We start from the raw sequence: 12,607 nt of genomic DNA on the forward strand, positions 1-12,607 counted from the left end.
GTGCAGAGCCACACGAAGTGGGCGAGGCTGGGGGTGTGCTCATCACCGGGCTAGTTTTTGCATGCGCTCTGAAGGCGTGATGATGTCCGTCAGCCGGATGCCGTACTTCTCGTTCACCACCACCACTTCGCCCTGCGCGATGAGGTAGCCGTTGATCAGCACGTCCAGCGGCTGGCCGGCCAGCGCGTCGAGTTCGACGACCGAGCCCTGCGAGAGCTGGAGCAGGTTCTTGATGGTGATGCGGGTGCGGCCGATCTCGGCGGTGAGCTGCACCGGCACTTCCATGACGCGTGCGATGTCGAGCGCGGTGACGCCGGCGGCGACCGATGCCGTTTCCTGGATCTGCTGGAAGACCTGCGACGCGGCGGGCGCGGGCGCCGGTTCGGGCGACGCTGCGGTCTGCTCGGCCAGTGCGGCTGCCCAGTCGTCGGCTTCGCTGGCGGGAGAAGTGTTGTCAGTCATGGTCGTTCTTCGAATCGCTGTCTTGGTGAGTGATCATGTTTTGCACGCGCAGGGCGTAGCGGTCGTTCGAAATGCCGTAGCCGCACTCCATCACCGGCACGCCGTCGACCTTGGCGATGACGCTTGTCGGCAGGTCGATGGGCAGCACGTCGCCGACCTGGAGCTTGACGATCTCGCCGATGGTGGAGGACATCGTCACGAAATCCGCGGTGAGCTCGACGTCGGCGGCCTGCATCTGCCTGGACATCTGTTTGACCCAGCGCTTGTCGATCTCGACCTCGTCCTGGATCGGGTTCGAGAGCAGGTCGCGGATCGGCTCGATCATCGAGTACGGAATGCACACGTGCAGGAAGCCGCCGATGGGGCCGAACTCGATCTGCAGCGTGGTGTTCACCACCACCTCGTTGGGCGCGACGATGTTCGCGAGCTTGCCGTGCATCTCGGCGCGGATGTAGTCGAAGGCCAGCGGATGCACCGGCTGCCATGCCTCGGCATAGCACTGCAGCGAGAGGTCGAGCAGGCGCTTGATGATGCGCTGCTCGGTTCGCGTGAAGTCGCGGCCTTCCACGCGCACGTGGTAGCGGCCGTCGCTGCCGAAGAGGTTGTCCACGACAAGGAAGACCAGCTTCGGGTCGAACACGAAGAGCGCGGTGCCGCGCAGCGGCTTCATGTGCAGCATGTTGATGTTCGCCGGCACCGGAAGGTGGCGCACGAACTCGCCGTACTGCTGGATCTGCACCGGGCCCACCGAGATGTCGGGGCTGCGGCGCATGAAGTTCAGGAGCGCGCTGCGCAGGCCGCGCGCGAAGCGGTCGTTGATGACCTCCAGCGTGTGCATGCGCCCGCGCACCACGCGGTCGGGTGCACCGAGGTCATAGGCTGGAAGTCCGTCGGCGGGCGGTGCGGGCTTCGATGTCTGGTCGACGCTGCCGCCGGTGACGCCGTTGAGCAGCGCATCGACCTCGTCCTGCGAGAGGACCTGTTCATAGGCCATGGATCGCTTGCCTTCGGGTGTTTATTGCACCACGAAGGTGTTGAACGAGACGCTGGTGATGCCTTGCGGCGGCAGGGTGTCGTTGAGCGGACGGTTCAGCTCGTCGCGGACTTCGCCGGCGATCCGGGACTTGTCTTCGGTGGACATCAGCGTGTCGGGCGCGCGGTTCGACAGCAGCAGCAACGCGCGGCTGCGCAGCTCGGGCATGAATTCGACGATCTGCGCCTTCGCGGCCTCGTCTTTCACCTTGAGCGACATGCCGACGTGCAGGTACTTCCGGCCTTCGGCCTGGAGGTTGACCGTCATCGGCTCGAGCGTCACGAAGATCGGCTTCTCGGGTACGACGGGCTTCGCGGCTTCGGCCGCGGCGGCGCCCGGCTTGTGCTGGAAGTACATGTAGCCGGCCGCGCCGGCGGCGAGCACGGCAACGCCGATCAGCAGGCCGATGACGAGCTTCGACGAGCGGGGGGCTGCGGCAGGCGCGGCGTTGGCGGCGGGAGTTGAAGTAGCCATGTTGAAGCGAGGTAACTGGTTCGGTCTATTCTTTGCGAACTCCCCTGCAAGCGAACGGCTGATCAAGCGTGGAAAAGCGCTTCAGATCCGTTCATTGCAAAAGGCAAGGTTCACGCGAAGGTGTCCAGGCCGGCGGTGGCGCGGCGCGGAGTGGATGCCGAAGGCGCTGCGGCCACCGGCTGCGTTGCGGCGCTGTCGGCGCGGCCCGATCCCGGGTAGTCCGGCTGGCCTTGGGGGCGCTGCGGGTTCTGCTCGGCGAAGGCGCTGCCACCGTTCGGCTGGCGGGTTTCCGCGCCAACCGAGGTCTGGCCGAGGTTGATGCCCTGTTCGGCCAGCGTGGTGCGCAACTGCGGCAGCGCGGCTTCGACCGCCTTGCGCACCGATTCGTGCGCCGAGACGAACATGGCCTGCGCCTGGTTGTCGCCCATCGTCAGCGTGACCTTCAGCGGCCCGAGGTTGGCGGGGTTGAGGTTGAGTTCCGCGACCTGGTGGCCGCCGGTGCTCATTCGGATCATCTGGTGGCCGACGGCCGTGCCCCATTCACTGCTGCCGACTTCGGGTGCGACGGCCAGGGTGGGCGTGGTCTTCGCGGGCTCGACGGCGCGGTCGATGGCAGGCGCGGCGCTGGCTTGCAGTCCCGCCAGGGCTTGCGGCGCGGGCTCGGTGACGGGATCGACCGAGGCGGTGGCCGTGTGCGCGGCCGGTGCGTCGGGCTTCGCGGCTTCGACGGCGGCGGTGGCTTGCGACACCGCTGCGGATTTGTCCGTGGCTGCTTCAGGCACGTTGGCATCGGCAGCGGTTGCGGGCTTCGCGGCCACGGTCGCCTTGGCGTCTGCGGTGGGCGGGATGACGGGCGTGGATGCCGGGGTCAGTGACGGCGCGGTCGCGTTGGCACTGGCGCCGGCGTCCGAAGTCGTTGCAGCCGTGGCTGCGGCCGTGGCGAGCGGCAGGCCGGCGTTGTCGGCCTGATCCGCAGCCGGCTTCGCTGCGTGAGCGTCCTGCGCGCCTTCCTTGGCGAAGGCCGTACGGGCGTCCTGTTCAGGGCCGTCCTTCGACGATGCGGCGGCAAGTGTTGCGGCGTCCTGAGGCAACGCGGGCGATTGGGCGCTGGCGGCAAGCCCGTCCGCCGCCTTTGCGGCGTCGGCCTTCGCTGCCGCCTCGGGCGTCAGCTTGCCCTGTGCGGCGACTGGCACGACGGGCGCGGACAGCGGCGCGAGGAGCGCCATGACATCGTCCGCGCTGAGCTCGCTCTTCTTCTCCCCGGGGCGGGTGGTCTTGCGGCCTGCAAGCGTCTCGGTGCTGGAGACTTCGGCGGTCTGCTGCGCGTCCGCGGCGCTCGTGGCGCGCGAGCGGTCGAGCGCCGCGCCGAAGCTGCGGCCGTCGGACTGCTCGGCATTGCGCCCGCGCGGACCGGCGGCTGCGCCCTGCAGGCCGGAAAGATTGATGGAGGGCGAAATGACGGTGGGCATGTGGGCTCCGGAAGCTTCAGATAGTCGGGTTGGCGGCACGGTCGAAGAACTTGCGCGCCGCGCGTTCATCGCTCTCGCGCTGCTCGCGCTTGGCCTGCGCCATCAGCTCCTGCCGGCGCACGCGCTCGGCGAGCGTGTCGAAGGAATTGAGGCGGCGCTTGTTGTTGCGCCAGTCGTCGCGGCCGTGGTCCAGCCGCGTGAGGGCCTGCGCGACGATGGCGCGCTGCTGTTCGATCGCTCCGTCGAGCGTGGCCAGGAAGGCCTGGTAGTTGCGAAGCTTCGCGGTGGCGAGGCCCTCGCTCATCAGCGCCTGAAGCTGCTCTACGTAGTCCTGGCGGTACTTCATCAGCATCTCCAGCTTCTGGCTGGCGCTGAGCTGCGCGTTCTGCAACAGGCCGAGCCGCTTGGCGGACTCGTCGGTCTGCGTGCGGGCGAGGTCGGTCAGCATTTCGAGGGGGAGTCGCTGGGGCATGGTCGTTCCTTCCGGGTTCAGCCGGGCTCGAAGAGCTTGGTCATGCGCGCAATCGATGCGGCGTAGTCGGTGCGTTCTTCCATGGCCTGCTGCAGGAAGGCTTCGATGCGCGGATACATCGCGATCGCCTGGTCGAGCTGGATGTCGTGGCCGGGCGCATAGGCGCCGACGCTGATCAGGTCGCGGTTGCGCTGGTAGCGCGAGAGCATCTGCTTGAAGCGGCGCACCACGTCGAACTGCGTGGGTGGGATCAGTGCGGTCATCGCGCGGCTGATCGATGCCTCGATGTCGATGGCCGGGTAGTGGCCCGCCTCGGCGAGCGAGCGCGAGAGCACCACGTGGCCGTCGAGGATCGCGCGCGCCGAATCGGCGATCGGGTCCTGCTGGTCATCGCCCTCCGAGAGCACGGTGTAGAACGCGGTGATCGATCCGCCGTGTCCGTTGGCATCGCGTGCGCCGTTGCCGGCGCGCTCCACCAGTGCAGGCAGCTTCGCGAACACCGAAGGGGGATAGCCCTTGGTGGCAGGCGGTTCGCCCACCGCCAGCGCGATCTCGCGCTGCGCCATGGCGTAGCGGGTGAGCGAATCCATGATGAGCAGCACGTCCTTGCCCTGGTCGCGGAAGTACTCCGCCAGGCAGGTGGCATAGGCCGCGCCCTGCAGGCGCAGCAGCGGCGAGTTGTCGGCAGGCGCGGCGACGACCACCGAACGTGCGAGGCCTTCCTCGCCCAGCGTGTTCTCGATGAAGTCCTTCACTTCGCGGCCGCGTTCGCCGATCAGGCCGACCACGATCACTTCCGCGCTGGTGTAGCGGGCCATCATGCCCAGCAGCACGCTCTTGCCGACGCCCGAGCCCGCGAAGAGGCCCATGCGCTGGCCGCGGCCGACGGTGAGCATCGCGTTGATCGCGCGCACGCCGACGTCGAGCACCGAATCGATCGGCGCACGGGTGAGTGGATTCATCGGCGGCGAAGACAGCGGCACCTTGCGAGCGATGTCGAGCGGGCCGAGCCCGTCCAGCGGCCGTCCGGCGGCATCCACGACGCGGCCGAGCATGCCTTCGCCGACCGGCAGCCGCTTGGCGTGGCCTTCGCCGGCGAGGGTCGATCCGCCGCTGCCTGGCCGCGGAATCACGCGTGCGCCGGGAAGCAATCCGGACACTTCGCTTTGCGGCATCAGGAAGAGCTTGTCGCCAGCGAAGCCGACCACTTCGGCTTCGGCATAGCGGTGTGTATGGCCTGGCGGCAGTTCGACGAGGCAGTCGCTGCCCACGGGCAGTTGAAGACCCACGGCTTCGAGCACGAGGCCCACTGCGCGCGTGAGGCGGCCGGACTGCACGCTGATCGGCGCGCGGCTCACGTCATGGCGCGCGCGCGTGAGGGTGTCGAGCCAGGATTGCAGATGGCGGTCGGGCGAATCGAGAGGCGTGGCAACGGTCATCGGTCAGGTTCCCTGCGCGTCCGCATCGCGATGCAATGCAGCGGTCACGTTCTTCCAGCGGGTCTCAAGACTGGCGTCGAGCTCGCCGCTCGCGGACTGCACGCGGCAGCCGCCGCGCGTCATGGTCTCGTCGGCGCGCACGTGCCAGCCGGCTGCTTCGAGCTCGTTGCCCAGGCTGTTCTTCACCAGCGCGACATCGTCCGGATGCAGGAGCAGGCGGGGCTCGCCCTGCAAGGCGGGTTCGGCGTGCAGCAGCTCCTGCACCAGCGGCAGCACCCATTCGGGTTCGGCACGAAGGGTGCGGTGGACCACCTGCCGCGCGATGTCGAGCGCGAGCGTGAGAAGCGCATCGGCCACTTCGCTTTCGGCGCGGTGCAGCGCCGCGGGCAGGCTGCTCGCGATGGCGCGGAGCTGTTCGGCGTGGGCGCTTGCAGCGGCGAGCCCTGCGGCGACGCCTTCGGTGTGGCCTTGCGCGAGTCCTTGCGCGTGGCCCTTGGCGAGACCTTCCTTGCGGCCTTCGGCTTCGCCGGCCGCGCGCGCCTCGCGGCGCAGCTGCGCAAGTTCGGCGGCATGCAGCAGGGCAGGCGAGGGCGCGACCTCGGCCGGGGCGGCAGCGGCGCGTTGTGACGCGTCCGCGGGTTGCGCTTCGGTGAGCGTGTCCATCTCCCAGCGCTGCCATGCGGACAGCACCGGCTTGCCGGGCCGGGAGGGCTGTGGTGCCGCGGCGGGCGCGGCTGTCGCGGGCGGCGCATAGGCCGACGCGAGCAGCGCGCGCGCACCGGGGGCGAAGGCGTGCCGGGCCTGCTTAGACAAAGTCATCGGTGCCAGGCGCTGCGATCACGATTTCGCCGGATTCGGCAAGGCGGCGTGCCACCTGCAGGATCGCCTTCTGCTCGGCCTCGACCTGCGACACGCGCACAGGGCCGCGCAGCTCCATGTCTTCGCGCAGCGTCTCGGCGGCGCGCTGCGACATGTTGGCGAGGAACTTGTCGCGCAGCTCCTGCGGCGCGCCCTTGAGCGCGATGATGAGCGAGTCGGACTCGACGTCCTTGAGCAGGCGCTGGATGCTGCGGTCCTCGAGGCCCAGGAGGTTCTCGAAGACGAACATCTCGTCCACGATGCGCTGGGCCAGTGCGTCGTCGACTTCGCGCACATGGGCGATCGCTTCCTCTTCCTGCGCGCTCGCCATGAGGTTGACGATCTCCGCGGCGGTGCGTACGCCGCCGAGACGGCTGCGCTTGAGGCCCTGGCCGGACAGCATCTCGGTGAGCACGTCGGTGAGCTCGTTGAGCGCCGAAGGCTGAACGCCGCCGAAGGTGGCGATCCGCATGATCACGTCGTGGCGCAGGCGCGTCGGCAGCTTCTCGAGCACTTCCGAGGCCTTCATGCGGTCCAGGTGGATGAGCACCGTCGCGAGGATCTGCGGATGCTCGTCGCGGATGAGCTCGGCCACTTCGCTGGCTTCGAGCTGGTTGAGCCGCTCGATGCCGCTGTGCGGTTCGTCGGCCTGCAGGATGTCTTCGAGCAGGTTGCTTGCGCGGTCGTCGCCGAGCGCCTTCCTGAGCACCGCGCGGATGTAGCTGCTCGAACCGAGATGCAGGGCGGAGAGCTGTTCGGTCTCCTGCCGGAACTCGGCGAGCACCGACGAGAGTTCTTCCTTCGAGACGGCGCTGAGCTTCGCCATCGCGAGGCCGAGCGTCTGCACCTCGGCAGTGGGCAGGTGGTGGAGCGCAGCGGCCGCGCGGTCTTCACCGAGCGCCAGCAGCAGGATGGCGGCCTTGCGGGTTCCGAGTTCACTGATCATGGGTGTTCATCCAGTGCGAGATCAGGGTGGCGACGAGCTTGGGGTCTTGCTCGGCGAGCTGGTGGGCGTAGTCCATGTCGGCCTTCTGGCGAGCGGCTTCGCGCACGCGCAGGGCTTCTTCCGGCGGGATCTGCGGCGCGTCGTCCAGCGCCGGTTCGTCGCCGTCAGACGCCTGCGTGGCGACCACCGGCTCCGGTGCCGGCGGCGGCGCGAGGTGCTTGCGCAGCAGCGGACGAAGCACCGCGAACCACGCGAAGAGCGCCAGCAGCGCCACCAGCAGGTAGCCGCCGATCGTCTTGGCCAGGTCGATGTTCTGCGGATCGCGCCACAGCGGCACTTCCGGCGCGGCCGGTTCGCGGTCGTCGGCGAAGGCGCTGTTGACCACGTTGAGCGAGTCGCCGCGCTCCTGGCTGAAGCCCATCGCTTCCTTGGCGAGGTTGCGGATCTGGTCGATCTCGACCGGCGTCAGTGCGCGTTGCGTGGCCTTGCCGCCTTCGACCGCGTCCTTGTAGTTCACGACCACCGCGACCGACAGGCGCCTGACGCCACCCGCGCTCTGCTGCACGTGGCGGATCGAGCGGTCGAGCTCGTAGTTGGTCGTCATGTCCTTGCGCGAGCTGCCCGGGGCGGAGGCTGCGGCGGTCGACACGGCCGAATTGGCTGCGTTGGCGGCAGCGGCGTTCTGGGCACCGCGGGCGCCTTGTGCGTTCTGTGCGTTCTGTGCACCTTGCGCGCCGGGTTGACCGGGCTGCTGCGGGTTCGTGATCGGCGCGGTCGGGTTCACTGGCGGCTGGTTCGACAGCGCGCCCGGCACGCCGCCCGGCGGCACCGCACCGCGCTGGTTCGATTCGCTCGACTGCTGGCTGCGGATCGCGGCGCGGGCCGGGTCCGCGTTGGGGCTGTACTTCTCGTCGGTGTGCTCGACGATCGAGAAGTCGATGTCCGCCGCCACCTGCGCGCGCACGTTGTTCGCGCCGACGATCGGCTGCAGGATCGCCTCGATGCGGCGGATGTAGCCCTGCTCGATTTCCTGCGTGTACTTGAGCTGGCTCACGTCGAGCCCGCGCGCGCCGCTGTTCGCGGCCGAGAGCAGGTTGCCGCGCTGGTCGACCACGGTCACGCTCTTGGCGTCCAGCTCGGGCACGCTGCTGGAGATCATGTGCGCGATCGCGCTGACCGTGCCTTCGTCGATGCTGCGGCCACGCTGCAGCGTGAGCACCACCGAGGCCGAAGGCTTCTTCTGCTCGCGCACGAAGAGCGACGGCTTCGGGATCGCGAGATGCACGCGCGCCGAATCGACGTTGCCAATGGATTCGATCGAGCGCGCGAGCTCGCCTTCGAGCGCGCGCTGGTAGTTGACCTGCTCGGCGAACTGGCTGGTGCCGAACTTCTGGTTGTCCATCAGTTCGAAGCCCACGCCGCCGGCCTTGGGCAGGCCCTGCGCCGCGAGCTTCAGGCGTGCTTCGGGCACCTTGTCGGCGGGGATGAGGATCGCACCGCCGCCTTCGGCGAACTTGTACGGCACGTTCATCTGCTGCAGCGACGCGATGATCGCGCCGCCGTCGCGGTCCGACACGTTGGTGTAGAGCACCTTGTATTCGGGTCCGTGATTCCAAAGCGTGAAGGCGGCGGCTGCTGCGACCAGCGCAGCGCCGCCGACGATCATGGGCAGCTTCGGCTGCGCACGAATCCGCTCGAGGAACGGGGGAAGCGAGGAGGCCGCCGCGGGCGCCGCGTTCGCTGGCGTTGCCGCAGCGGTCATGCCCGAGCCCTCGTCATGGCTGTCGCGCAGTCGCGGTCCGTCGTCATGGTGATGCTTGAAGTTTTTTGTTCAGATTTCATGCCGGAGGCCGATGACAAGGGTCAGCGGACTTTTCGTTTCGCGATCGATTGTCAGGAGACGTCCAGAAATCGATAGGCCGAACAACGGGGGTTTTTGCCGTTTGTTGGCGGCTTGAATGCGGGTCTTCCCTTGATACGCTGAAAGGACGACGGAGCGCCTGCGCGCTTCCCTAGCAACCGACAAGCACGAATCAAGAAAGAACCCGAATGTCGATCTCCGCCATCGAATCCGTCCTGCAGCAAATGCGCGCCACCGCCGTGCAGGCGGGCTTCGCACCCGCATCGACCGCTTCCGCCGCGCCCACCGAATCGGGCGGCTTCGCGGCCGAGCTCAAGCGCTCGCTGGACAACATCAGCGGCGCACAGAACCACGCCTACGGCCAGGCCGAAGCCTTCGAACTGGGCAAGCCGGGCGTCGCGCTCAACGACGTGATGGTCGATCTTCAGAAGGCCAACGTGGCGTTCCAGACCGGTATTCAGGTGCGCAACCGCCTCGTGGCCGCCTATCAGGAAGTGATGAGCCTGCAGGCGTAAATCGCGCTTGTGTCTCTGGGCGTACTTTTTTCGAAAGCCGCCCTAAAGGTTTGTGGGCCCCGGTCGATAACTCACTCAACGATGGCTTGAGTCTCACAGTGGGAGCGGGTCCAGCGTTACGGCCTAGGCCGGAGTCCACAACCTTTGTCAACAGGAGTCGAACATGGCGTCAGTCATCAACACGAATAGCCTTTCCCTGCTCACGCAGAACAACCTGACCAAGTCGCAGTCGGCGCTGAATTCTGCGATCCAGCGCCTGTCGTCCGGTCTGCGCATCAACAGCGCCAAGGACGATGCTGCCGGCCAGGCCATTGCAAACCGCTTCACCGCGAACATCCAGGGTCTCACGCAAGCCTCGCGCAACGCCAACGACGGCATCTCGCTGGCTCAGACGACCGAAGGCGCGTTGACCGAAGTCAACAACAACCTGCAGCGCATCCGCGAACTCGCCGTGCAGGCGGCCAACGGCAGCAACTCCGCCGCCGACCAGGCATCGATCCAGGCTGAAATCTCGCAGCGTCTCGCGGAAATCGACCGCACGTCGCAGCAGACCGACTTCAACGGCGTGAAGGTGCTTGCCGGCAACAACAAGCTGTCGATCCAGGTTGGCGCGTCGGACGGGCAGACCATCGGTATCGACCTCAAGCAGATCAATTCCTCCACGCTCGGCCTGAGCGGCTTCTCGGTGGCCAAGAACTCGCTGCCGGTCGGCGCCGCTCTCACGAGCGTGGCGCAGGCCGCGGGTACCGGTTCGTCGAACGTCGACTTGAGCGCCGCTGCGACGACCCTGGGCGTGAGCGCAACTGATCTGAGCCTGCACGAAGTGCAAAACGCAGGCACCGGAACCGGCCAGTTCGTGGTCCAGTCGGGCTCTGACTACTATGCGGCCTCGGTGGACCGCGCGACCGGCGCGGTGACGCTGAACACGGCCGTGGTGAGCTACGCCGACGCTGTCAACGGCATCCCGACGGCCAGCGCCGTCGCCCTGGCCGCTCAGCCGGTCAAGGTGGGCGTCGACTCCGCCGGCGCGGTGACTGGCTACGTGACCATCCAGGGCAAGAACTTCGGTATTACCGACGTCGACCCTCTCGCCGATGGCGGAGCGACGACCACGGCCGTCACGTCGGCCACGGTCGACGAGCTCAGCACGAGCGGCGGAACGACCGCGACGACCGAATTCGCCGGCGCGGCCTCGGCCAGCCCGCTCGCCAAGATCGACGCCGCGCTCAAGCAGGTCGACGATCTGCGCAGCTCGCTGGGTGCGGTGCAGAACCGCTTCGACTCGGTGATCGCCAACCTCGGCACCACGGTGACCAACCTGTCCTCCTCGCGTTCGCGCATCGAGGACGCCGACTACGCGACCGAAGTGTCGAACATGAGCCGCGCTCAGATCCTGCAACAGGCTGGTACTTCGGTGCTCGCCCAGGCCAACCAGACCACGCAGGGCGTGCTGTCGCTCCTGCGCTGATCCGAGTGACAGGCTGGTGCTCTTCCCGCCCGGGAAGGGCATCGGCGGCTACAGGCTGTCGGGTGCGAGCCCGATCCGCCTGTGCTGTCCTCTGGGGCTTGGCCCGCGCCAGGCTCCAGAGGACAGCAAACAGAACCTTCAGGAACCCCTTTCATGGCAACGATCAGCAGTCTGGGCGTCGGCTCCAACCTTGACCTGAGCACCCTTCTGACCAATCTTCAGACGGCGGAAAGCCAACCGCTGGTGGACTTGCAGAACCGCCAGACAAGCTTCACGAGCAAGCTCTCGGCCTACGGCACTTTGAGTAGTGCGCTCGGCGTGCTGAAGACGGCGGCCGACAACCTGTCCGACCCCGCACTCTTTCAGGGCTGGAGCGTCAACGTCGGCTCGACCGGTGTGCTGACCGCTTCGGCCGGCAGCACTGCGTCGGCGGGGAGCTATTCGGTCAACGTGACGCAGCTTGCGCAGTCACAATCGCTGGTGAGTGCGGGCCAGGCCAGCGCCACCACGGCGATCGGCAGCGGAACCATCACCATCGATTTCGGCACGATCAGCGGCGGCACGCTCGACAGCGCCACCGGCAAGTACACGGGCGCGACCTTCACGGCAGATGCAAGCCGCACGGCGGCGTCTATCACCATCGGAAGCACCAACAACACGCTGGAGGGAATTCGCGACGCGATCAACAGCGCCAACGCGGGTGTGACGGCGAGCATCGTGAACGATGGCAGTGGCACGCCCAACCGGCTCGTGCTGGCTTCCAGCAAGACCGGGGAAGCATCGAGCATGCGCATCTCCGTGACCGGCGACACGGCATTGCAGAATCTGCTGGGCAACGACCCGGCTGGCACCCAGAATCTTCAGCAGACCGTGGCGGCCCAGAACGCCAAGCTCACAGTCAACGGGATCGCCGTCACCAGCGCGACCAATACCGTCAGCGAGGCGGTTCAGGGCATGACCATGAACCTGGCCGGCGTCGGAACCACCAGTGTCGTGGCGCAGCCCAACACCTCATCGGTGCAGGCCGCGGTGAGCAATTTCGTGAACGCCTACAACCAGCTTCAGAGTACGGCCAGCACCCTGACGGCGTACGACGCCAGCACCAAGACCGGCGCCGCCTTGATGGGCGATTCGACGCTGCTGGCCCTCCAGGTCCGCATCCGGCAGGCGCTGACCACCCCCCAGGCCGGTGGGACCAATGACATGAAGGTGTTGTCGGAGGTCGGCGTGTCCTTTGAGAAGGACGGCACGCTGTCCCTCGATACGACCAAGCTCAGCAAGGCCCTTTCCAGCAATCTCGCTGGCGTCTCGAATCTCTTCGCGAGCGCCAGCGGCAGCACGACCGGCTACGGCAAGCAACTGAGCGCGCTGATCGACAACGTCACCTCGACCGGTGGCCTGCTGCAGGCGGCCACCGATGGCGTGTCCACCACGATCAAGCAGCTCGGAGACCAGTACGACGCGATGAAACTTCGCGTCGACGACACGGTGGCGCGCTACCGCACGCAGTTCACGCAGCTGGACGTGATGATCAGCAGCATGAACAACACGATGACCTACCTCAAGCAGCAGTTCGCTGCGATGTCCGGCACCAGCAGCAGCAGCTGATT

General features: G+C 67.3%; 12 protein-coding genes. 3 read left to right on the plus strand and 9 right to left on the minus strand.

Annotation, left to right across the window (positions count from 1 at the left end):
- Positions 1-42: 42 nt before the first annotated feature.
- The 9 genes from fliN to fliF form a co-directional block, all read right to left on the minus strand.
- Positions 43-462 (minus strand): flagellar motor switch protein FliN, encoded by a 420-nt coding sequence (gene fliN, locus BLW05_RS06530; protein ID WP_093161228.1) that lies wholly within the window; start codon positions 460-462, stop codon positions 43-45.
- A complete protein-coding gene (gene fliM / locus BLW05_RS06535; RefSeq protein ID WP_093161229.1) occupies positions 455-1,456 on the minus strand; it encodes a flagellar motor switch protein FliM in 1,002 nt (333 codons plus the stop codon). The genes fliN and fliM overlap by 8 nt, the downstream gene beginning before the upstream one ends.
- Positions 1,457-1,477: 21 nt before the next feature.
- Positions 1,478-1,969 (minus strand): flagellar basal body-associated protein FliL, encoded by a 492-nt coding sequence (gene fliL / locus BLW05_RS06540; RefSeq protein WP_093161231.1) that lies wholly within the window; start codon positions 1,967-1,969, stop codon positions 1,478-1,480.
- Positions 1,970-2,079: 110 nt separating this feature from the next.
- Complete coding sequence (locus tag BLW05_RS06545; RefSeq protein ID WP_177142577.1) at positions 2,080-3,438, minus strand: flagellar hook-length control protein FliK; 1,359 nt, start codon at positions 3,436-3,438, stop codon at positions 2,080-2,082.
- A gap of 16 nt (positions 3,439-3,454) precedes the next feature.
- A complete protein-coding gene (gene fliJ / locus BLW05_RS06550; RefSeq protein ID WP_093161234.1) occupies positions 3,455-3,910 on the minus strand; it encodes a flagellar export protein FliJ in 456 nt (151 codons plus the stop codon).
- A gap of 17 nt (positions 3,911-3,927) precedes the next feature.
- Positions 3,928-5,349: a flagellar protein export ATPase FliI gene (gene fliI, locus BLW05_RS06555; protein ID WP_093161235.1), complete on the minus strand. Its 1,422-nt coding sequence runs from the start codon at positions 5,347-5,349 to the stop codon at positions 3,928-3,930.
- Between the two features lie 3 nt (positions 5,350-5,352).
- The gene (fliH, locus tag BLW05_RS06560) at positions 5,353-6,168 is read right to left on the minus strand and encodes a flagellar assembly protein FliH (RefSeq protein ID WP_256330076.1); all 816 of its coding nucleotides are present in this window, start codon (positions 6,166-6,168) and stop codon (positions 5,353-5,355) included.
- On the minus strand, positions 6,155-7,153 hold the full coding sequence (gene fliG / locus BLW05_RS06565) for a flagellar motor switch protein FliG (RefSeq protein ID WP_177142578.1): 999 nt from the start codon (positions 7,151-7,153) through the stop codon (positions 6,155-6,157). The genes fliH and fliG overlap by 14 nt, the downstream gene beginning before the upstream one ends.
- Entirely contained in the window at positions 7,143-8,915 is a 1,773-nt protein-coding gene (fliF, locus tag BLW05_RS06570; RefSeq protein WP_093161237.1) for a flagellar basal-body MS-ring/collar protein FliF, read from the minus strand. The genes fliG and fliF overlap by 11 nt, the downstream gene beginning before the upstream one ends.
- A gap of 287 nt (positions 8,916-9,202) precedes the next feature.
- Between fliF and fliE the strand changes: the two genes are divergently transcribed.
- From fliE to fliD, 3 genes are all read left to right on the plus strand, one after another.
- Positions 9,203-9,529, plus strand: coding sequence for a flagellar hook-basal body complex protein FliE (gene fliE / locus BLW05_RS06575; RefSeq protein WP_093161238.1), 327 nt, complete (start codon positions 9,203-9,205; stop codon positions 9,527-9,529).
- Between the two features lie 163 nt (positions 9,530-9,692).
- A complete protein-coding gene (locus tag BLW05_RS06580; RefSeq protein WP_093161240.1) occupies positions 9,693-10,997 on the plus strand; it encodes a FliC/FljB family flagellin in 1,305 nt (434 codons plus the stop codon).
- A gap of 153 nt (positions 10,998-11,150) precedes the next feature.
- Positions 11,151-12,605, plus strand: a complete 1,455-nt coding sequence (gene fliD / locus BLW05_RS06585) for a flagellar filament capping protein FliD (RefSeq protein WP_093161241.1) — start codon at positions 11,151-11,153, stop codon at positions 12,603-12,605.
- The last annotated feature ends 2 nt before the right edge of the window (positions 12,606-12,607 follow it).

This window comes from Variovorax sp. YR216 (assembly GCF_900107745.1).
In the GTDB taxonomy this organism is placed as follows: domain Bacteria; phylum Pseudomonadota; class Gammaproteobacteria; order Burkholderiales; family Burkholderiaceae_C; genus Variovorax.

Excerpts from the sequence above, each read along its gene's own strand:
- fliN (WP_093161228.1), bottom strand. The coding sequence starts at position 462 with ATGACTGACAACACTTCTCCCGCCAGCGAAGCCGACGACTGGGCAGCC.
- fliM (WP_093161229.1), bottom strand. The coding sequence starts at position 1,456 with ATGGCCTATGAACAGGTCCTCTCGCAGGACGAGGTCGATGCGCTGCTC.
- fliL (WP_093161231.1), bottom strand. The coding sequence starts at position 1,969 with ATGGCTACTTCAACTCCCGCCGCCAACGCCGCGCCTGCCGCAGCCCCC.
- BLW05_RS06545 (WP_177142577.1), bottom strand. The coding sequence starts at position 3,438 with ATGCCCACCGTCATTTCGCCCTCCATCAATCTTTCCGGCCTGCAGGGC.
- fliJ (WP_093161234.1), bottom strand. The coding sequence starts at position 3,910 with ATGCCCCAGCGACTCCCCCTCGAAATGCTGACCGACCTCGCCCGCACG.
- fliI (WP_093161235.1), bottom strand. The coding sequence starts at position 5,349 with ATGACCGTTGCCACGCCTCTCGATTCGCCCGACCGCCATCTGCAATCC.
- fliH (WP_256330076.1), bottom strand. The coding sequence starts at position 6,168 with ATGACTTTGTCTAAGCAGGCCCGGCACGCCTTCGCCCCCGGTGCGCGC.
- fliG (WP_177142578.1), bottom strand. The coding sequence starts at position 7,153 with ATGATCAGTGAACTCGGAACCCGCAAGGCCGCCATCCTGCTGCTGGCG.
- fliF (WP_093161237.1), bottom strand. The coding sequence starts at position 8,915 with ATGACCGCTGCGGCAACGCCAGCGAACGCGGCGCCCGCGGCGGCCTCC.
- fliE (WP_093161238.1), top strand. The coding sequence starts at position 9,203 with ATGTCGATCTCCGCCATCGAATCCGTCCTGCAGCAAATGCGCGCCACC.
- BLW05_RS06580 (WP_093161240.1), top strand. The coding sequence starts at position 9,693 with ATGGCGTCAGTCATCAACACGAATAGCCTTTCCCTGCTCACGCAGAAC.
- fliD (WP_093161241.1), top strand. The coding sequence starts at position 11,151 with ATGGCAACGATCAGCAGTCTGGGCGTCGGCTCCAACCTTGACCTGAGC.